The 21,255-nt window shown below is 39.2% G+C and carries 18 protein-coding genes and 2 tRNA genes; 11 read left to right on the top strand and 9 right to left on the bottom strand.

Annotated elements, in window-relative coordinates:
* The first annotated feature begins 286 nt into the window (after positions 1 to 286).
* Positions 287 to 1,360 carry a peptide chain release factor 1 gene (prfA, locus tag DV942_RS12335; protein WP_090983623.1) on the top strand — a complete coding sequence of 358 codons (1,074 nt, stop codon included), beginning with the start codon at positions 287 to 289 and terminating at the stop codon, positions 1,358 to 1,360.
* 103 nt (positions 1,361 to 1,463) lie between these two features.
* Positions 1,464 to 1,537, top strand: a tRNA-Asp gene (locus DV942_RS12330).
* Positions 1,538 to 1,775: 238 nt separating this feature from the next.
* Here DV942_RS12330 and DV942_RS12325 read toward each other — a convergent pair.
* The 3 genes from DV942_RS12325 to DV942_RS12315 form a co-directional block, all read right to left on the bottom strand.
* A tRNA-Asp gene (locus DV942_RS12325) sits at positions 1,776 to 1,849 on the bottom strand.
* Positions 1,850 to 2,123: 274 nt separating this feature from the next.
* Positions 2,124 to 3,245: a DUF4932 domain-containing protein gene (locus tag DV942_RS12320; protein WP_145857883.1), complete on the bottom strand. Its 1,122-nt coding sequence runs from the start codon at positions 3,243 to 3,245 to the stop codon at positions 2,124 to 2,126.
* A gap of 524 nt (positions 3,246 to 3,769) precedes the next feature.
* Positions 3,770 to 3,982 (bottom strand): TIGR04139 family peptide modification target, encoded by a 213-nt coding sequence (locus DV942_RS12315; protein ID WP_145857881.1) that lies wholly within the window; start codon positions 3,980 to 3,982, stop codon positions 3,770 to 3,772.
* A gap of 477 nt (positions 3,983 to 4,459) precedes the next feature.
* Here DV942_RS12315 and DV942_RS12310 point away from each other — a divergent pair, with 477 nt between their 5' ends.
* Positions 4,460 to 5,752, top strand: coding sequence for a gliding motility protein GldB-related protein (locus tag DV942_RS12310; protein ID WP_145857879.1), 1,293 nt, complete (start codon positions 4,460 to 4,462; stop codon positions 5,750 to 5,752).
* A gap of 73 nt (positions 5,753 to 5,825) precedes the next feature.
* On the opposite strand, the gene DV942_RS12305 is transcribed toward DV942_RS12310, so the two are convergent.
* Together DV942_RS12305 and DV942_RS12300 are read right to left on the bottom strand one after the other, a co-directional pair.
* On the bottom strand, positions 5,826 to 6,347 hold the full coding sequence (locus DV942_RS12305; RefSeq protein ID WP_145857876.1) for a hypothetical protein: 522 nt from the start codon (positions 6,345 to 6,347) through the stop codon (positions 5,826 to 5,828).
* Between the two features lie 124 nt (positions 6,348 to 6,471).
* Positions 6,472 to 7,239 carry a glycoside hydrolase family 11 protein gene (locus DV942_RS12300; RefSeq protein ID WP_145857874.1) on the bottom strand — a complete coding sequence of 256 codons (768 nt, stop codon included), beginning with the start codon at positions 7,237 to 7,239 and terminating at the stop codon, positions 6,472 to 6,474.
* Between the two features lie 219 nt (positions 7,240 to 7,458).
* Between DV942_RS12300 and DV942_RS12295 the strand changes: the two genes are divergently transcribed.
* Entirely contained in the window at positions 7,459 to 7,881 is a 423-nt protein-coding gene (locus DV942_RS12295) for a hypothetical protein (protein WP_145857872.1), read from the top strand.
* A gap of 84 nt (positions 7,882 to 7,965) precedes the next feature.
* Here the strand turns inward: DV942_RS12295 and DV942_RS12290 are convergent, their stop codons facing one another.
* Positions 7,966 to 9,105: a hypothetical protein gene (locus DV942_RS12290; RefSeq protein ID WP_145857870.1), complete on the bottom strand. Its 1,140-nt coding sequence runs from the start codon at positions 9,103 to 9,105 to the stop codon at positions 7,966 to 7,968.
* A 19-nt stretch (positions 9,106 to 9,124) separates the two neighbouring features.
* Positions 9,125 to 10,018 (bottom strand): TssN family type VI secretion system protein, encoded by an 894-nt coding sequence (locus DV942_RS12285; RefSeq protein ID WP_145857868.1) that lies wholly within the window; start codon positions 10,016 to 10,018, stop codon positions 9,125 to 9,127.
* Between the two features lie 118 nt (positions 10,019 to 10,136).
* Here DV942_RS12285 and DV942_RS12280 point away from each other — a divergent pair, with 118 nt between their 5' ends.
* Positions 10,137 to 11,075 (top strand): type VI secretion system baseplate subunit TssG, encoded by a 939-nt coding sequence (locus DV942_RS12280; RefSeq protein ID WP_145857867.1) that lies wholly within the window; start codon positions 10,137 to 10,139, stop codon positions 11,073 to 11,075.
* 184 nt (positions 11,076 to 11,259) lie between these two features.
* On the opposite strand, the gene DV942_RS12275 is transcribed toward DV942_RS12280, so the two are convergent.
* Entirely contained in the window at positions 11,260 to 13,125 is a 1,866-nt protein-coding gene (locus DV942_RS12275) for a type VI secretion system baseplate subunit TssF (RefSeq protein WP_145857865.1), read from the bottom strand.
* A 27-nt stretch (positions 13,126 to 13,152) separates the two neighbouring features.
* Positions 13,153 to 13,587 carry a GPW/gp25 family protein gene (locus DV942_RS12270; RefSeq protein WP_145857863.1) on the bottom strand — a complete coding sequence of 145 codons (435 nt, stop codon included), beginning with the start codon at positions 13,585 to 13,587 and terminating at the stop codon, positions 13,153 to 13,155.
* 179 nt (positions 13,588 to 13,766) lie between these two features.
* On the opposite strand from DV942_RS12270, the gene tssO reads away from it, so the two are divergent.
* The 6 genes from tssO (at position 13,767) to DV942_RS12240 (ending at position 21,244) form a co-directional block, all read left to right on the top strand.
* Positions 13,767 to 14,288: a type VI secretion system TssO gene (gene tssO, locus DV942_RS12265; RefSeq protein WP_090983648.1), complete on the top strand. Its 522-nt coding sequence runs from the start codon at positions 13,767 to 13,769 to the stop codon at positions 14,286 to 14,288.
* A 10-nt stretch (positions 14,289 to 14,298) separates the two neighbouring features.
* Positions 14,299 to 14,784: a type VI secretion system transmembrane protein TssO gene (locus DV942_RS12260; protein ID WP_159435233.1), complete on the top strand. Its 486-nt coding sequence runs from the start codon at positions 14,299 to 14,301 to the stop codon at positions 14,782 to 14,784.
* A 34-nt stretch (positions 14,785 to 14,818) separates the two neighbouring features.
* A complete protein-coding gene (locus DV942_RS12255; protein WP_090983650.1) occupies positions 14,819 to 15,802 on the top strand; it encodes a PKD domain-containing protein in 984 nt (327 codons plus the stop codon).
* 41 nt (positions 15,803 to 15,843) lie between these two features.
* Positions 15,844 to 18,219, top strand: coding sequence for a type VI secretion system protein TssR domain-containing protein (tssR, locus tag DV942_RS12250; protein ID WP_145857861.1), 2,376 nt, complete (start codon positions 15,844 to 15,846; stop codon positions 18,217 to 18,219).
* Positions 18,220 to 18,224: 5 nt separating this feature from the next.
* On the top strand, positions 18,225 to 20,711 hold the full coding sequence (locus DV942_RS12245; RefSeq protein ID WP_145857858.1) for an ATP-dependent Clp protease ATP-binding subunit: 2,487 nt from the start codon (positions 18,225 to 18,227) through the stop codon (positions 20,709 to 20,711).
* An 86-nt stretch (positions 20,712 to 20,797) separates the two neighbouring features.
* Positions 20,798 to 21,244 (top strand): hypothetical protein, encoded by a 447-nt coding sequence (locus DV942_RS12240; protein ID WP_145857856.1) that lies wholly within the window; start codon positions 20,798 to 20,800, stop codon positions 21,242 to 21,244.
* The last annotated feature ends 11 nt before the right edge of the window (positions 21,245 to 21,255 follow it).

Below are 21,255 nucleotides of genomic sequence, written 5' to 3'. Positions count from 1 at the left end.
ATCTACCATACTTTGTTCCTAAACCCGATAAAACGGAAAGCCCGGAGCGCAGCGAGGACTTGAAGGGATAGCGGGACTGCTGGCCGCCATAAGGGAGGAACCGCTCATTTCCAAAACCTTTAATAATAAAATAACTTTCCTTTTTTCCATTTCCTTTGCTGAATGCCCGTACAGTTAACCAATTAACCCTTCTCCCCAACTAACTAATTCATCTTTTTTCCTTATTTTTGCATTTCCTGAATTTTTGGGCCTATGCCAACCATCAGGAATTTCAACAACAATAAATATGTTAGATAAATTAGAAGCTATAAAGCTGCGTTGGGAAGATGTAGAGGAATCGTTGAGCAATCCGGATGTAATTCAGGATATGAAACGTTTTGCGGCTTTAAATAAAGAATATAAAGACTTGGGCAAGATTGTAGACGAGTACAAAATCTACAAAAATGTGATGAGCAACATCGATGCCAACAAAGAAATTTTAGCTACTGAAAAGGATCCTGAAATGCGCGAAATGGCAAAAGAGGAACTCGATCTGCTGTTAAAGCAACAGGAAGAAATGGAGAGTAATATCCGTTTGATGTTGATTCCTAAAGATCCGGAAGATGCTAAAAATGCCGTTTTTGAGATCCGCGGTGGTACGGGCGGCGATGAAGCAGCTTTATTTGCCGGCGATTTGTACCGCATGTATACCCGATATTTCGAATCTAAAGGCTGGAATGTTGAAGTGGTTGATGTGACTGAAGGTACAGCGGGTGGTTACAAAGAGGTTATCTTAAAAGTGAGCGGTGAAGATGTTTATGGTCAACTGAAATACGAAAGTGGTGTACACCGTGTGCAGCGTGTACCGGATACCGAAACCCAGGGCCGTGTGCATACTTCAGCTGCCTCGGTAGCTGTTTTGCCGGAAGCAGAAGAAATTGATCTTTATATTAACCCTGCCGATATTGAACTGCAGACCTCACGCTCAGGTGGTGCCGGTGGGCAGAATGTAAACAAAGTGGAGACCAAGGTGCAGTTAACACATAAACCATCGGGTATCGTAGTGGTTTGCCAGCGCGAACGTTCGCAACTGGGTAACCGTATAATTGCAATGGAAATGCTGCGCAGTAAGCTTTACGACATCGAATTGCAGAAAAAGAACGGGGATATTGCTGCTAAGCGTAAAACAATGGTGTCAACCGGTGACCGTTCGGCGAAGATCAGAACGTATAACTACCCTCAGGGCCGCGTTACCGAACACCGTATCGGCTTAACCATGTATAACCTGCCAGCGATTATGGATGGCGACATCCAGGAAATTATTGATGCGCTTCAGTTTGCAGAAAATGCAGAGAAGATGCAGGAAGGTGCTGTTGGTTAGGGAGTTAAATGTTTTTTAAAAAAAAATTTGCGAATTAAGATATAGTCTCTATATTTGCAACCTCGAAAGAGACAAGAGGTTCGAACTTTAAAGAAGAACAAAAGGAGTGGTAGTTCAGCTGGTTAGAATGCCTGCCTGTCACGCAGGAGGTCGCGGGTTCGAGTCCCGTCCATTCCGCAAAAAGCCTTAACTTGAAAAAGTTGAGGCTTTTTCGTTTTACGGTTGTGGTGATAAGGGATCAAGCGGAATTCGGATCAAGCGGAATTCTTGGGGGAAAGCTTTTAAGCGCACTACTGAATATCATTCTTAAATTTTTATCCGTCGTCTTTTTTCGCCATGCCAATTTGGGTTTTCCAGAAAATGAAAAAGCCTGTAAACATTTAATTTACAGGCTTTAGTTGAATAAACTTTTTTGCGGAATGGACGGGACTCGAACCCGCGACCTCCTGCGTGACAGGCAGGCATTCTAACCAGCTGAACTACCACTCCTTTTGTTCTCTTTAAAGTTTGAACCTCTTTCCCTTTTCAGGATTGCAAATATAGACACTATATTCAGTTTATCAACATAGTATCCGATTTTTTTAACCATTAAGCCCGTAACACACTGATCCTCATTCTATATATTTAATTGTATCTGCTACAAAACAAAAACTTTAACTTCTTTCGTTGCGGCTTGTTTAGTGACCAATACTTCTTTCATCATCTTTCTATTCATAAGAATAGCCCTTTATCACAGTTAATAAACAAAGTCAACTGCATAACGCTATTTACTCAACAATTTCAGCAGGTGTGGATACAGATCATCAATCTTTTTCTGAGGAGCCGCCGATCTTGCCTGCTCTAAACACGACACAAACAGCTCCATTTTCGGGAAGCCTCGCGCTGTCATCAAACTGATTACATTATTTCGGGTTTCAGCATAAAGCGCTTTATTGTAATTGTCCTGGCAATACAGCAAAAAAGTACCAAAGGTCATGTACTCGTTGAAGACCTGAATCGGCGTTGGATAAGCATAGGTGCCATCAGCTTTCTCATTTACCCAGGTTCCCCTATCCTTAAATATGCTATCTATAGCCGTCTTATTGGCATCTGATGGGACACCAACATAGTTATGGTCTATTTCCGAAAACATCACCCTTGTATTGAAAAGTTCGTTTTGAATAGCCGAAAGTTTAGGATCATGGTCGAGCATGGGAAGCACCATAACGATCTGCCTAAAGCCTTTATCTTTAAACACAGTGGTATAATTGAGCCCGTTAATGAGGGGTGAACACAGGATGAGGTAGCTGTTGATGCTGGTTTTAAAGTTCTTTTCGAGCCATTTCCATTGTTTATCCAGGTCTGTACCGGACTTATATTCTGCAATTATTTTAGTATAATATGGCTTTTGCTGACTATAAAAATCCTGAAACCGCGATTTTTTAGCAAACGCTTCTATATCTTTTTTATAGGTATCTAACGGATTGGTGCTGATCACCATATTAGCCACACCACGCGCCGGAAAAATGTAATTAGGGTTGCGCTTTAGTGTAGTTCCTGAAAAATCATAAGACATCGCATTTCCGGAGATGAAAATATAATTATAGAGCGAAACGTTCAGCAATGAATCAAAGGTTTTTATGATGGGCTCGTTTGCATATGGCTTAAAATGTTTGAGTACATCCTGATAGTATGTACCACTTTGATTCACCATATCATCATTGCCAAGCCCGGTTTTAGTAATGGCCAGCATAATGTGCAGCAGTTCTTTAAGGGGCGGTATCTCTATGCGGGATTTACCGTTGTTTGCCTTTTGAAAAGCTTTGTCAAAGCTTGCTTTTTCCTGCGCATTGGCACGTAATAGACTTGTTGTTAATAACAGTAGTAGAATAGTAATTTTTTTCACGGGGTTTTATGGCGTAGTTTTATTGATGGGCAAATATAAAAATCAGGGCTTAAATGCCAGGTATTTTGCAGATTTTGATCATAAAAAAATGCTTAATTACCAATCTGGCATTTTCTATAATTCAACTTTGTTTGCCCACTGGGCGGTACTCGAATCTACGCTCTATTACTGCAATTTATTGCCATGATACGACTTATACAACAGTAAAAGGATCAGGCTGGACTTAAGCGGCATGAGTCTGCGTGACTCCGCATGCAAATCCCAACAATCCAATAAGATTATTTAACTTTTAAGGACAGTATAGCGCTGCTTTTATTTGCTTATCAAGCTACTTGATTTAGAAACCGTAGTTCAATGAGGATATTACCTGGCCCTATTTGACTTATTGCAGACATCTGATCAAAACAGCATATACCATTGCTCATATTAGATCGAAATACTTATAAGCTTAAAATCTGCAAGCTTTTCTTGTGTAAAAGGAAAAACTTGCAGACTTAATTATTATTTCATTAAATTGATTATCATTAATATTCGTTTTTACAATCGCTAAATCCAGCATACCATTTGCCATCATAATAGTAATCTACCAATTGACATCCGTTTTCATCTCGAAGATTAGACACAATATACTTAGGCCCACCAGCTAAACCACCTAATACAGATTTAGAACTTTTGAAATCTAGTTGCTTATTTTCCAATGAAGACAGGCTTTTTTGCATCTCTTTTAACTTGATCATTTCTTTAAAGTTTAATATTTGATTGATAATCGCCAACTTACCCTAGCGTTCAGGTTTTGGTTAATTCGCTATTTATAAACATCAGTTATACCTCAACGAAAAACATTATACAAATAGCTAACTATTGTGATATAAATTTAATTTGCCAGCACTACCACTATAATTTATTTGAAAGTTGAACATAAGCGTTTGGTAATGCAAGGCATGTTTGATATTTGTTAGATTTCAATAAATATTCGTAACGTTTATCAATAAATGTGCTAAAGGACTCTGCAACACGATCGAGAAGAGATGGTAAAAGCAGAATGCTCAATCTGGAGTGATATAGCATATTAAATTGACCCGGTTACTTACAACATTTGAATAATCTGGTTTCGATATCAAAGGCGAGGATTTTTACAACAATTTATTTAAGGGTAATGATGAAATAATCTTATATTGATGTCGCATTTAAATTAAAATCGCCTTCAAACTGACATGAAATACATTTACCTACTCGCTTTTACTTTTTGTTTTCCTCCGCTAATTCACGCGCAAAAACACCATTCAAAAACCGTCAACACCGATGATATTGACCGTTATTGGCAAGCATATGACAGCGTTGTAACTACTATTGATACTGCAAAGCAAGTCGATATTATGCAAAGGCTATATGTGGACAAAGGTACTCCGGGGCTGAAAGCTTTTATGAAAGCCAGAGACTACGATGCAAAATTGTGGGTTACACTGATCCATAAATATCCTAAGTTTTGGAAGAGCATCAGAAGCAACACGCTCAGTATTAAAAAACAGGTGCCGGCCATTACGAGCAGTATAAATAATTTCAGGAAATTGTATCCCGAAATGCGCCCGGCTAAAATGTATTTCACCGTTGGCGGTCTGCGTTCAGGCGGTACCACTACAGATGATATGGTTCTTGTGGGAACAGAAATTGCAGCAGCAGACAAAAATACCGAAGCCTCGGAATTGAGCGACTGGTTAAAAAATGTATTTAAAGATCAGCAGACCTCGAACCTGGTTAGCCTTAATGTTCACGAATACGTACATACGCAGCAAAAAGCTGGTGAAGGGGTTTTGCTTGCACAAACAATTATGGAAGGATCGGCTGATTTTATTGCGGAACTGGTAACCGGCAAGAAAAACAACAATGCTTATATGAGATACGGCCGTGAGCATGAGCAGGAGCTCAAAGAAAAGTTTCAAATTGAAATGTTTGGCACCAATACAGATAACTGGCTGTATAATGGCTCTAAAAGTCCTCATCCGGATCTGGGCTACTTTATGGGTTATGTTATCTGTAAGGCTTATTATCAGCATCAAACCGACAAAAAATTGGCGGTTAAAAAAATCATAGAATTGGATTACAGCAATGAAAAGCAGGTTTTAGATTTTCTTAAGGATTCGGAATATTACAAGGAGCCGCTTAACAAGGAGGAGCTATTAACGAAGTTTAAAAAGCTGCAACCGCTGGTGGTTAGCCTTACGCCAGACATTAATGGAAGGGAAGATGTTTCTGCATCCTTAACTGAACTCACCGTCAATTTCTCTGAACCCATGGGCGAAGGTTATTCGATTAACCTGGGCGAAGGCGGTAAAGAGCATTTTCCTCTTTCGGGTGTAATAGGTTTTACAGACAACCGTAAATCATTTAAGCTTAAATTAGCCTTAAAATCCGGGCAAACTTATGATTTTGTAATTACCGATAGATCATTCAAGTCCAAAACAGGTTATACGTTACAACCGTATACTGTGCATTTTAAAGTAATGTAGTTATTTCACCCCCAACCGTCCCCCTTGATCTGCCGGGAGCAGAAGTGCGCTCTGTAAGGCCGTCAAACATCGTTCACCTGCTTCCCGTTTTCTTTTTTAGAAGTTCCTCGTATGGTTGGCTGTTCTGTTTTTCCATTGGATTAGAAATCTTGATGCCGGCTTTTTCAAACTCGCCGATCAATCTTTTGTCGAAATCGGCGATGTACGATGCAAATGATAAAGAATCCTTTTCTTCAGGGATGGTTTTAAAAGGAACATCCGGTTCTTTAAATCGGTGCAAAACGGCTTGCGTGCCATCATTGCCATCTAAAAGAAGCGAGTCGCCATAATTTGTAATCTTGGCTTCATAATCTTTGGTAAGGTATTTTAAAGAATCATTTTCTATTTTATAAGGAAGTTTAAAGCGGCCAACTTTCTGGTTATAGAAAACTACAGATTGCGAATCGATATCAAATTCACTATAGCCATTCGCGGTCGAAAACCGATGCCATTTTCCGATTATTGAATTTTTATTTCCATTCCCATTTTTAGGTTTTGACGAATTGCAGGCGGATAGGATGGAAATGCAGACAGCAAAGCAAAGTATGGTTCTCATGATAATCTTTGTTAAATAATAGTTAAGCGTCATCAATCCACGTAAGTGGACAAAAATAGCTGTACAATATACTGCCCGATTTGCGGTCGGGCAGTATGTTACATAAAGTGATTAAACAAATATTTTATTGTGCCCAAATGGTACAATTAATGTTACCATTTGTATTTGAACCCCATGTTTCCGAAACCATTATAGCTGGAATGTTTAACTGACCAAGGGTATATCCTAAACTTTGCCATTTGTTATAGTGATTGGCAAAAGTAATGGTATGATTTTGCCCGGTAGATGTTTTTGTAACCCTTGAGCTGTAAATCTGCCTGAAGCCGTCGCCACCGTCGATATTTTTACCTGTCATCCATCTGGTCCATACATTATAACCTGCACCATCCGTTTCAAATGTGCCTAAATAAGTACCATCGTGTGGTGAAACTGCACCCCAGGTTTCATTCACATAATACTCATAATAAGGGCTTCTGCTCCATCCGTACCAGCCAAAAGTGCCACCACCCGAGTTTGAATAGGCGCCCAGGTTATATCCTATCTTATAGGTTGGCGATCCTACTGAATAACCTTTACCGCAGGTAAAATTACCGTTAAATCCATTCCAGTTCACACTGTAATTTCCACCGCTACCATTGGCATAGTTAACGGTGCCGGTTGCGCCGTCACTCTTCCAAAGAGACCAGAAAAAGCCGTTATTAGTGCCTGATTGATAGGATTCTACCGTAGCGACAGCTTTGTTTGAAGGAGGTAAAGCAGTAACAGCCTCTGGCTCCATCTTTTCATTTTTTTTACAGCCTGTTAAACCTGCAATGCCTGCAAACACTAATGTTGCAGCTGCAACAAAAGTAACCTTCCTGGTTACACCTGTTAGTGAATTTTGTTTTTTCATAATGAAATATATATTGGTTAGGAAAGCAAAATAAGTGTATCCCGATGCGATAGATAGCTAATAATCAGCAAATTTATTATACAAATGTTTATACTTCTTTGTATTCTTAGTTTTGTATTGTTGTAGTTTTTTATTTGTGTTGCTGTTTCTTTGTATATGCTCATCCTAACTTACCCTGTAGCGTTTTGATAGGTTTTGTCGTTTTTGCTTAAAAAATATATGATGAAAAAAATAATGCTCGTATTGTTGGTAAGCATTGCCTTACTAAACTGTAAAAAAAATAAAGCAACATCTGATTGTGGGTCTAAAATCTGTACTGAGGAATTTGTTTCGGTAATGATTAAATTTGTAGATAATAAAGGTGCTGGTGCTGAGGTAAAGGATTTCAACGTAATTAACCAGCGAACAGGAAAGCGGATAACGGCTAATTCGAGTATCTCTACGAGCACTACGAAAGGTGTATTTATTGTTGTTGATGACCAAAATAAACCTGACTTATCTGAACAGGGCGATGATTTAAAAATAACAGGTACTTCTGTAGATACCCAGCAAACAAAATCTGTTGTTGTTAAAGTAACTGGCGGTAAATGTGCATGTCATATTAGTAAAATCTCAGGGGCAGATCAAGTTGCTTTCGATTAGGCCTGCTGAGTTTAAGTCAATAAAAAAGCTGTACCCGCTTTTAAGGGGTACAGCTCCGGTATAAAATTTACTCCGAGAAATATTTTAATCCAGCAATGTCCAGGTTTTTCTGGCCTGTACCTGTTGTACCACCTGCTGTTCGGCAACCACGATATTTTCCTTACGCTGGCCAATGTATTCTAATCCACTTAATTTATTCCAAAGTGCTACCAATACGTTCATAAACTCGCTGACCATTACCATGCTGTTGTTAATCTGTTTGTGATCATAAACCAACTCGATGGTTTTGGCCAAAAGCTCTTCAAAATTTCCAGGGGTAACATCTTTCCACTCGTAAAAATATTTGAGCAGTTCTTCCCGTTCACGCGGATCAATCAGTTTGATGGCAGTAAAAAAGATATGTGCCAGACTGGAGAAATAACCGGTTAAAACAACGGGCGATTCACGGTGTGCAATGTTTCTGTATTCGTAAAATAAGCCGGCAATGTAATCCACAATTTTTTCAGAAATCAGACGGATGTTTTTGCCCAGCGGTGTAATATTATCACGCCCTCCTGTCTTGTCGATAATTTTGAAAGCCGCCAGCTGCAGATCGTTTAATAAAACACTGAACGATTCGTAATATCGAATTAATGCCGGGTGACTGGTTATGGTTGAGCTCGGCGGGATATAACTATTATTGATGGACAATCTTCCATTCTCGTAATAAACCTGACCGATCGTCAAAAAATAGCTGTCGGCGGTTTGCGAACGCACTTCGCTTTCTGGTAAAACGGTAATTGAATAACTTTTAGTCAACTCCGGATAGCGGATCGGGCTTTCCTCAGGGTTTGGCGTGCCTGTTGGTACCCGGTTAAATGGACTCACAACCAACAGAATAACATAGTTGCGTGGTTCTGACTGGCCAAAATAATGGTTGTGCACCAAGGTATCCATATTATCAGATTGTGTAATATCAATGTGGCAGCCCTCGGGGGTAACCGCATTACAATATCTCACTCTGATTTCGATATGATTGGTTGCTTTTTCGATAATTTCGATGTCGTGCGAACTTTTATAACCAGCAAATGGAGGTAAAAATCCGTAATTGCTGTTATTGAGCTGTAGCGATACGGCATCTCTCACAAAATCCTGCAAATAGAGATCACTTACTGTAAAATGATCACTGGACAGCTTCATGCCATTAATCCAGTTGATGGATTTATATTTAAGCGGCTTTATCATGGTAGATGTTTTTTATAGATTAGATAAAGATAGCACTTTCGCCAACTTCGTTAGGCTTATTTACGTTTTCTGATACGCGTTTAGCGTAAATGGTCATTTTCTCTGTAATGCCGTTTTCAATGATATCCAGATCGGGATCTATGAAGATATTGCGTTTAAAAAAGGAAGTTTTAATGAAAAAAATCCATTTATAATTCTCCTGGTCCTCGCTTCTGAACTCCACCGGGCTTTTGGCAAACTTCAGGTTGTAGTCGTCAATAAACTTATGAAACCAGATGCCAAAGTTCATGTTTTCTACAGCTTTAACCTTCACCTTTAATGGTTCAGGATCGGTGCTTCTTTTATAGAGTTCTAACTCCAGCACCAAAAGCCTGTTGAAATCTACATGGTCCATATTGATATCCAGCGGAGTATCAGGATACTTCCATATTTTGTAGATTTCAGACGGAATGCTCAGCAGTGACACATAGGCCCACCAGAAAAGAAGCGGAACAAAGAAACAGGCAATGCTGCCCGCACCAAACCAGCCAAAATTTACTGAGCTTAACCAATTAAAGGCGAGCTGATATAAATAGACTGATAAAATGGCCGCAACCAAGGTGGCGAAAAAGATAAATAATTTACGTTCCAGCAAATCCTTCGGGTAATACTTTGTCAGTAAATAAACAAACACTACACCCATTAAAATATAGAAAATGCAGCATATAATGTAGCCCCAGGGCATAAAATTAAAATTGAGGAAGCCCAAAAAGCCCGGAATGGCTAAAATAATGCCGATGATCAGAACACTTACAATGAGTTTTTTGTTATTTAGAAACTGGTTCTTTTTGTTGATGACAGAGAGTACCGCCGTTGAGACCATAAAGATCAGCGGAAACAGAAGAAAGCGAATAAAAAATGATTTAACGTCCATTAATTTTTTATAGATGTGATGTACTACAAATATAGTATCTTTCGTATTTGATATGATTCTTATTTTTTTTCGATAACAAAAATCAATCCTATAACAAAACTGCAAGCTTAAAGTTTACATGAAAAACGAAACTTTTATTAATAACGAACTCTTTACGGATTACAAGGCGGTGGCTCATGCAGCCGATTTGATAGAACGTGATGTTATAGCAGCCGATCGTGTTGAAATTATCCCCCTAGGGCCTGATAAAAGGGCTTTTGCAAAAGACATTGAAAATACCAGCGTTTATTATTCCGAAAAAAGAAGGCAGGATCGTATCCGTATCAGCACCAATAGGGAAGGTTTATATGATATGCTGCCCGAAGGGCTTTTCCACCGGCCGCCAACGGGTAGTGCGGGTATGGATGAAGAATCCATGATTAAGGATATCAGAGAACGGAGGGAGGAAGAAAAACAGGCACGGTTATTTTTTACGCCATTTGATGCCGAAATTAACCATGTAAGAATCATGACCGAGCTGTATGAAAACATGCTCGACAAAAAAACAACCTATTCTGATTTAAGCCGGATCTTTGAATTCGGATGGGATGAATTTAACCTGCTAAACAAGGAGCAGAGCATCATTTGGATGCACCTGTTGCCTGAAATTCAACAAAAGAGAAACGATATCGATTTTGTTTCGAAGGTGCTTACCGCATTATTTAATTTGCCAATCGCCGTTGTAAATGCCACAGCTCATGTTAAGCCGATAAAAATTGCAGACCACCTACAGGTTGAGTTGGGTTCGGGGGCATTGGGTATCGATACCATTATAGGAGATAGTTTTACGCCGGAAAATGAATCTTTCAATATTAATATCGGTCCAACTTCTCCACAAGAGTTGGTCAGTTTTATTCCAGGACAAAAAAACAGGGCCATTTTGGATATGGCCATAAGCTATTTAATGCCTGTAGATGCTGAGGTTGATGTTGAACTCCTTACGGCACCCGATTTACAGGAAACGGTATTGAGTGCAGATGGTGAACGTGCTTATTTAGGTTACACGGTTTATCTTTAAAAATATATTAAAACTGCCGGAGGTCGTCATTGATGAGGTATGAAGCCGTTCTACAACGATCGCTGCCTTCGCAATGCATTCATTTCCAGCGGATGTAATGTGGAAGCGAGATCTATCTATGCAAACCTCTCCGTTATACGGCGTTCAATCCGATAGCAATCGGATAGAAATGGGGCACCTATTATTACACCGCCCTATACAATGCCGGCTTCAACATTAACCGATAATGCACATTCATCGTGCTTCTTAATTTTAATTTCGCCAGGGTAAGACTTAAAAGTTCGTCCCAATCTTGTGTACTAAGTTGAAGGTTGTCCGCAGATTCAATGATAATATCTGTCGTTTTAATAAAGCCTGCATTTGGCTTGTTATCCATAATAATGCCTTTAGCCAGCGTAACGCCTTTTAACTTATTGCCCAGTTCGTAACGGCAAAAATTAATGACGTCTGCTTTGGTGATAATCCGGTCTGCTGTGGTCAATCCATATTTATAGGCCTGTACGCTGTTCGTTGCATTTAACTTCGATCGGCCTCCTTTGGTCTGGCTCAACAAAAAAATACTTTCAGCATTTACCTTATTATTATCGTATAGCGCTAATCGGCTACCGGCATTAATGTGGTTAGCCTCTTCTGCCTGTGTTACCCAGATATCCAGAAATAAAATATCGGCATCGTCAATTGGTTTTAATACAATATAGCTAGGTAACTCTTTGATGTCTTTTAATGCCGAACGGCTCTTTTGTTCGATAAGTGCTATATTTTGTTCTAAATTTTTAAGAATTGTACTTAAAAAATCAGGTCCATAGGCAGAGAATGAAGCTTTCTCATCCCGGAGCAGTTCAAACAGATAATCGACCAGTTCTTTTGCATTTCTGGTATCGAAACGCTCCGTGCCGCCATATCTGATCGAGAACGAACCATCCCCCTTTTCATTCTCATTGGTGTAAGGGATTTCGTTATAGCTTTTGCCTTTATTGTCTTTCAGATTTTCTACCGCAAGCATCTGGTCCATCGCCTCGGTTTTAATCGGAATGATATTATTCATGGTTTTAAGCCGGTGTTTAATCTGGCTTAGCTTTTTATTCACCACCGGAAAAGCATTAATATAGATATGAAGTTCGTTCAGCATTTCCTGGTTAATGCCGGCGGGGAAGACCACCTTTAGCCATTTCACTTTAGGGTCAATCTGGTTTAGCGCATTTGGTTGAAAAACGTGTGAGAAAGCAACTGGTAATTCCTGGCTGTCATCAATATTGAAATCATTAAGATCGCCAAGCGTAATAAATCTATTGTTGTAAAACTGTAAGACATCGGCCTTAACCAGATTAAGCAACTGTTTGTGATGAAATGGTGCTTCTATTTTACCTGTTAAAGGCTCGTCCATAAACCTTTCTGTATAAGCCGTAATTTCGTTGTCTTTATAGAACCATTTACCCAGCGATAACAGGTCGTAAGTGTTTTCTGGTACTGAATAATTCTTCCAATCGAAAAATAAGTTCAGTTTATTAAAATCCATCCAGTTCTTTATCCCGGTAAAACCAATGTACAGGGTATTTTTTTCTAATGAAAAACCAGGCAATGTATTGAGCACTGGCTGTTTGCTCATTTGTTCTACATTAAAGAGTGTAGTTCCGGTGGCAATGTATTTTATAGCTGCATTTTTAACTTTTACAGTGTGTAAAGGGCTAAAGAAAATATCTGTTTTTTTAGCCTTATCGTTTTCCTGCAGGATATTTTTCTTAAAAGCAAACTGGGTATATGGCGATAAATAGTCCTCTTCTTCAATAGCACGGGCATGGATGATGGCATGGGCAGGTAACGATGAGGTTAAATGATCCGGCGCAAGAATGCGGCTAATTTTATCGAAGATTCTATTCTCCAGGTTTTTTACATCATTGGATACATTAAAAAGCTCATTGCTCAGGGCATCAATAATCAGCTTTACAAGTGGATCAAAATCGTTACTGTCTCTTACATTCCAAAAATCTTCGGCATTTTTTAGAATTCTATTCCTGATTTCATCTTTTGATGAATAAAAAACTGGTTTCATGTGTAGAATATTTTGAGCGTTTTAATTTTAGGTTGATAATGGGCTAAGAAATAAAGCGGTATTAAAAAAGTATTTTTCTCCGGTGGTTTTTATTAGTGCCCTCACACTAATATCTACTTTCTTTTTGATCTCGGTTATCTTACGTAACGGATATACATTTTCTACCTCGGTAATGTGCACTTCAACGGAAGTATTATATATTCTAAACTCATAGTCGGTAATCGATTTTAGTAACGATTTGCGGAATTTTTCCTCCCAGATACTTTCGCTTACAATTAATTCAAAGTCAAGGTCCCATATCTCGCACCCAAAATCGTTGTTGAACCGATGTTCTCCAAACCGAGTAAAAATAATTAGCTCTATGTGGTTAGAAATCGATTTACCCAGGTCGGTTGGCTGAAGGCCACTGCCCGAAAAAACGGACTTAAATCTGAAGGGTTTGTGATAAAAATTTTCAGACATAGACGATTTGGCTTAAAGTTTGTTAAAAATAAAAGAAATAAAATCGTTTTTATTACCAAACAACGAATATTGAAAATTGTTATAGTACGGTGATAATTTGAGAAGAAATGTGTGATTTTAAGTGAATTTGATGTCAGATTAATCATTAAACTATTGTTATGCGAAACTATTAACCTTCTATGAAACCCATTAACGCCGTCGAAATTAGGAGTGCTTATACCAAGTTTATCTTAGACTTTGTGCTACTTGCATTATTCTCTATTTTGTGTGTCTATCTTTTCTTTGCAGCTTCCGATTATGAGTACAGTCTACTCGATAAAAAGGTAAAAGAAACCGATAAACTTTCTTACTTAAGAAAAGATATCAATACAAATTTTGATCTTATTCAGGTTCGTTTTAAGGAGCTTGCCCAATATCGCGATTATAATGCAAACGAAATGAGCAAGCAAAGTATCCTGCTTAGTGATATCCAGAGCGCCAATAACCGGATCAAAGAATTGATTTCCAAAAAAACTGAATCCAGTCCGAGTTTTGATCTGTATGAGAAATTAAACAAAAATGTTGGTGCAATGGCCGATCTGCAGGATTCGCTTTTCCAGTCGAGGAGCGATATACAGCGGTATAAAGAACGGATAAATGAATGCCAAAGGGCAAATCAATCGGCGGCACAAAAAATAAGAAGTGGTAGATACGGCAGGTAATTAATACGATATGATAAAATTAAGCATAAAAGAAAGGCGCGAACAATTCCTGTTTTTTACAGCGTTGTTCGTTTTTACGGTAGGGCTTTTAAGCTTCGGGATTTTCTATAGCGATAAATCGCGGTATGAAATTTCTAAAGAGGAACTCGAAGTAAAGATTAATGAGAACGAGGCTTTCGAAAATATGGTTAAGGAAACCATGCCCACTATTGATACTACTTTTAAACAAATTACCCGTTATAACCCGAATGTGCAGGCCGTTTTTCTAAAAAACGATATCCAACTTTCATTAGGCTCAATCAAAGCTGCATTTGACCGTAAGGCATCAGATTCCCGCTATAAAATCTTTGTCCATACAGCACAGTTATACGACAGATTATTTTACGATAGACAAGAACAAAACAGAAATATTTCAGATATCGAGCTGCATAAAAGACAGTTAGATGATTGTATCACCAATAGACGTCAATTACAGCAAACCATATCTGCAAGATAAACATCACCAAAAACAACCTATAAAAACGCTACCTATGTCTGAAACAAACACCAAGCAAGTTAATTCAAATTCGCAGGGCTATGTTATTCTCTACATCCTGTTGGCTGTACTGCTCTTAACAGGCCTGATTTTCTTATTCAAGAGTTCATTGTTCGAAAAAAGGACAATTGATGCGAGAATCCTGAAGGATGAAATTTATTTAAATGAAGATCTTGTTTTCACCGATAATACCCCAAAGGCCTCCAAATGGTTATGGGAGTTTGGTAATGGTGAAAAAGCGACAACAAAAACAGGGACCTACCATTATACCAAGCCCGATACCTATATTGTGCGCTTAACCGTTGACGGTGAACTCCGTCAGGAATTTCCGGTTACCGTGCGCGATACCGTGCACACACCCGTTTTGGATAGTATACTCACCATTAGCGGGCCAACGGCTGGTTTGGTTAACGAAGAGATCAGGCTCGAAGGCGATGGCCCAGGAAAAGATTTTGAATGGTCTTTTGGCGAAACCGGCCGCGTTGACGTTAAGGGGAAAACAGCCTTGTATACCTACCGTAGCCCCGGAAAATATGTAGTCCGTCTTCGGTCAGATAAAGCCCGTAAGCCTGCCTTTCTAACCGTTCTGATTACCGATCCAAATGCCGAAATCGTTGAAGATTTAGTTGCGCCTGGTGATGGAGAACGTAAAACCATTGATGATATCAGGGCCCGCTTACAAGCCATAGCCAACGGTGCAGATTTTAATTCCAACTATTACTACCTCATTAACAAATACATGTGCAACAACGAAAAAGTAACGGTAAATGTAGAAATGAATGGGAAGAAAAAACAGACTGATATTTATTCGTACTGTATGGGCTTGACATTTGGAGGCGAAATAGCGGTGGATGAGGCGCAGTTAACGATTAAGCCAAACTCTACCTGTGCCAGTTTATTAAATATTAAACAACATTCGGCAACGGCCCAGCCCGCAACAACAGCAACCACTGATGCTCAGCCGGCAAAAACGAAATAGATTAACATCTTCACCTAATTTTAAGCTCATCTACATAGAATATGAAAAAATATTATGCCTTAACCATCCTATTTTTAGGAATATCGTTTGCCTATGCACAATCACCGGCATCCTTTGGCAAAAAAGTAAAATACATGCCTAAATCTTACGAGAGGCCGGCCGAAACCATAGATATTAACGATAATACCGGCAGAAGCAGCCTACCATGGATTGTTTTTTCCGACCGTGAAGATAATTATACCACAACGGCGCCTGGTGGAAGCCTTATCATGAAAAAAATCAGCTTTATGGAACCTTTTTATGTTTCTAAAGAAGAGAACGGCTATTTGAAACTGATCAAATATAAAGCGGGCATGATCAGGGGAAGGAAAATCAATGATAAAAAGAGCGCCATCAGCTACGGATGGATAGCAAAATCAAAATTGCTGTTATGGCAACGTGCATTCTCTAACCAAAAAACAGGTTATGCTGAGAAAGCCATTGGTATTGTAAATGGCAAAAATGCCTTAACCGAACCAAAATTTTATTTCGATACCACCGATTCCATCTTGGTTTACAATACGCCTGAACTTAAAGACAGAAGGGCAAAAGTGAGGTTGCACGAAATTGCTTACATCTATAAAAAATCAGAAGATGGTAAAAAATACCTGATCGGCTCTGATGACCAGTTGGTTGCAGATAGTGCGTTGAAAAGTGTTTATGGATGGGTTTCTGCTGAGGCAGTACACCACTGGGGCGATCGTTTATACATCACCTCCATTAAACCTGGCGATTACGACAAGGATGATTCTACCTCAATGGCCATTAAAAACGGAATCGATAACGGAACTGCTTTTGTAATAGACCCCTTATTACCAAGAGAAAACCTGATTCTGCGTAGTGTACCTGTTGTTTCAAATGATGATGGTGCAAGCACAGTTGGCATTGCCACCGATGTTTACAATAAAAAAGATAATAAGCTATTAACCATTAACGGTTCATCCCTTTCTTATCAGGATTATTTGAATCTGCGCAAAAATAGAACAAAGGTAAATGTTGTTTTTGTAGTGGATGGAGGAAGTCCAATGACCAAATATCTTTCCGGGATGACCAATACCATTGGTTCATTCGAAAACCTTATGGGCGATTTTGGTAAGGGTACAAAGGTAAACTATGGCGGTGTAGTGTACCGGGGCGAAACCGGCTGCGGGCAGCAAGGTATTTTTGTAAGCCCGATCCAGGATGATTACCGGAAGTTTATGAATTTCTTATCAAACCAGGCAAAAAACACCATGAGGTGTAATGGAGAGATTACTGAAAGTCCGGTTTTTAGTGCTTTAAAAGCTGGAATAACTTTATTTAAAGGAAAAAAGAACGAAACTAACTTAATTATTTTAGTGGGCAGTACCGGAAACACAGGCGGCACCAATAATTACCTCATCAATGAGTTGAGTGAGCAGGTGGCCCTTGCCGATGCCCGAATTTTAGCCTTGCAGGTATATAGCGATTTTAACCAGTCGTTTAATGATTTTGTTATCCAATCTCGCAAACTGGTTTCAGAATCAGCCATCCGTGCGGCCGAGTACAGAAAAAATACAATGGTTAAGGGGGAAGGATTGAAAAGCTTTCAGCCTTACAACACGAGCCTGCAAGACTCTATTTCTTACTATCTGGACTATCCTAAAAATAGTTTGATACAAGGCGGTGTGGTTTTCCCGACCAAAGGATCGGTAAACTCCAACCAGAGTATGACGATTGCCCTACGTCGTTTTATAAAAGAAACCAATATGGATATCGTCAGCCAGATCAGCTCTTTAGATAGTGCTTTCCGTTTAACAGGTATTTCACGTAAAAACCTGTCAGCCGATGTGGAAGCTTTATTACCTCAGCCTGTCGGTATGGAAGTGGCCGATCGTATGCCGCATAATGCTTTTAAATATTATACTACTGCCAGTATATCTGCCGATGTAGTAAAAAATAATCCGACCACTTTACAATATGCAATTGTACTGAACAATATGGAGTACAAACAGATTGTAGATGTTTTTTCGATTATGTTAGGGCAAAACCTTCAGGCAGATCAATCCTCTTTCAGGAGAAAGCTGGTTAAAAACTATGTAAGGATGCCTAAGCAGTTGTTGGGTATGAAGATGTCATCGAGTGATATCAAGGCCATGACGCTAACAAACTACATTAAGTTGGTTACAGGTTTACCTCTAAACAATGAGTTTTTATCGAAATATACCGTAAGCGATTTAAAGAACACCTCTAAAATGCCGCTTGATCAGTTTGAAGCCTATATTAAATTATTGGATCAGTCGGTTCAGCAGATTAAGAGAGCTACGCAGATTGAACAACAGTTCATTTCGAACGGCAAAATCTACTACTATATTACCGAAAATAATTTTAACCCGGCAGTATTGCCTTCAACCAACTAGAGGCTATGGCAGTTACAAATTTAAGTGAATCGGTGAAAACAGCGTTGCATATTGCGCAGTCGCTGGCAAAGGAATACAGAAACGAAGTGTTTTCTGCAGCTCATTTGTTAAAAGGATTAATGCATAAAGATGTAGGTTTAAGATCGTTTATCACTTCCATCGGTAAAGATGAGGAGTATATCAGCGAATGGGCTGAAGTTCGGATAGATGAACAACCAAAAGCGGCAAGCCTTAGTGATACCGTTAGCGGTTCCCCGGAAATTGCGGTGATTTTTGAAGAAGCCGATAATGTGCGTATTAAACTCGGGTTAGATTTAATTACCCCGGTTTGTGTATTAACCGCACTTGCAAAACCGGGTATCGGCTTTCAGCCCGATCAGTTAAAATCATTTCCGATTAAAGAACGCGAAATTTTGGATCTCTATGTAAAGGATGAAGAAATTTCGAAAGTAGTTGCGCCGGATAAAACAAGTGCTGGTGCGGAAAATAAAAGTACAGGCAATGCGCTGTATAAATATTGCCTGGACCGCTTGCAAATGGTTAGAGATGGCAAAACAGACCCCATAATTGGTCGTGACAAGGAAGCCCGACAGATGATGGAAATCCTTTGCCGCAGAACCAAACCCAATGTTATTTTAACTGGCGATGCCGGTGTAGGCAAAACAGCATTGGTTGATGGCTTTGCGATTGATATTGTAAACCAGAACGTTCCCGATCGTTTAAAACCGGTTCAGCTTTTCGAATTGGATTTAGGATCGTTAATTGCAGGTGCATCTTATAAAGGAGAAATTGAGGACCGTTTAAAAAACATCATTAAAGAAATAAAACAGTTTGAAAAAGCGGTACTCTTTATTGATGAAATCCATACCTTATTAGATAGTAAAGGTCCTTTGGGGGCTGGGATTGGTAATTTACTGAAACCAGAACTTGCCCGTGGCGAAATCACTGTGATCGGAGCGACCACTATTGATGAGTATCGTAAGATTATTGAGCCTGAGCAGGCTTTTAGCAGGCGTTTTGAAGTACTTCAGGTAAATGAACCAAATGAAGAAAGTACCATAAAAATGTTGCAGAAACTGGCTGTTAAATATGAAGAACACCATGCTTTAACCATTGAGCCGGATGCTTTAGGGGAATGTGTGCGTTTGGCCAAACGTTATATGAAAGATAGAAGGCTGCCTGATTCAGCTTTTGATCTCTTAGACAGGACGATGGCGGCCATGAAAATGATGAACGATACCTCCGACCAGGCCATTGACAGTTTGGAGGTAGAATTAGCAACATTAAATGCCAATACAGAAGAATCAGAAGCTGATCTTTTTGCAGATTATAAATGGCTTTATTCCTTACTTCAAAATAAATTAAGTCCGGTTTTATTAGGCCGTTTAACGGATGAAACACAGACTGACGCCTTTGAAACCGCTGATGAATACAAGGATTATATCAACAGCAGCCTGCAGGAATTAAAAAAATATGCTGCAGAAAAAAGCGATCGCATTTCTAAACAGGATATCGCTTCGATAGTGGCCTATAAAACAGGCATCCCAATGGGAAAACTGCAGGCTGGTGAGAAGGAAAAACTGCTCAATATGGAACAATACCTTAAAAAGCGGGTAGTAGGTCAGGATCAGGCTTTAAAAGCTGTTTCTGATGCCATATTGGAATCCCGTAGTGGCTTAAACAAAAAAGGACAGCCAATTGGGTCTTTCTTTTTGCTGGGCCCAACGGGTACAGGTAAAACCGAACTGGCCAAATCAATTGCCGAGTTTTTATTTAATGACGAAAAGGCAATGATCAGGTTCGATATGTCAGAATTTAAAGAAGAACACAGTGCAGCCCTGCTTTATGGAGCGCCCCCGGGCTATGTGGGCTATGAAGAAGGTGGTTTGTTGGTGAATAAAATCAGGCAGCAGCCTTACTCGGTACTATTGTTCGATGAGATTGAAAAAGCACACCCTTCGGTTTTCGATACCTTTTTGCAGATTCTGGATGAGGGCCATATGCACGATCGTTTAGGAAAAGAGGGAGATTTTAGCAATTCGCTTATCCTTTTTACCTCAAATATTGGCAGCGAATGGATCGCAGAACAGATAGGAAAAGGCGTGGTTCCGGCTTCAAACCAATTAATGGAGGTTATGGCCGGGCATTTCCGTCCTGAATTTTTAGCCCGGATTTCTGAAATTGTTCCGTTTGCACCAATTAGCGAAAGTAATGTGGTACGCATTTTTGAAATTCAGTTAAACAGTTTGGTACAGTCGCTGAACAAAATGGGTATCGAATTTGAAATAGCAGATGATGCTAAGAAAATGATTGCTTTAGATGGCTTTACGCCCAAATATGGAGCAAGGCAATTATCGGCAGTGATCAGAAATCTATTGCGCAGGCCGATTTCCAAATACATCATTTCCGGCGAGCTTAAAAAAGGATCGAAGATTAAAGTAAGCAAACATGCTGAAGAAGATAAAATAGAGTGGAATATTATTCAGCCATAAGCCATTATATTGGAACAAAAATTGAGTTAAAATGTTAACTATTATATTATTAGTATAAATTAATCGTAAATCTAAATCAACATATTATGTTTAACTATGAAATTGGAGGTAATGAGCGGAAAATTGATACCTCAGAAGCCTTCGCGGAGATTGCCCATAATAAAACGCTTTTCGTACAAAAACTTACCGATAACGAACCCATAAAACCAGAAAAGGTAGAAGGACTAAAAACCGTTAAGGAAGTATTTGCCCATTATAAACCAAATGTAAAAGTAGCTTTTGAAAAGCAGGATGGATCTACCGTTGGCGAAACCTTAAATTTTAATGATCTGGGCGATTTCAGCGTCAAAAATATCATCAATCAAAGCAACTACCTTACAGATGTGAACATTGAGCGAGAGATGTCGCTTAATGTGATTAAACAGTTAAAATCGAACAAAACCTTAAAAGCTACATTGGATGATGAAGAAACTAAATCGGCCTTCATCAGTGCTTTGAAGAACTTTGTTGATGAATTGGAGCAAAATAAATAATCTTAACGCGG

The sequence above is a fragment of the Pedobacter suwonensis genome (assembly GCF_007833675.1).
In the GTDB taxonomy this organism is placed as follows: Bacteria; Bacteroidota; Bacteroidia; order Sphingobacteriales; family Sphingobacteriaceae; genus Pedobacter; species Pedobacter suwonensis.
Note: the sequence above shows the minus strand (reverse complement) of the source record. Positions and strands in the feature narration are given on the sequence as shown.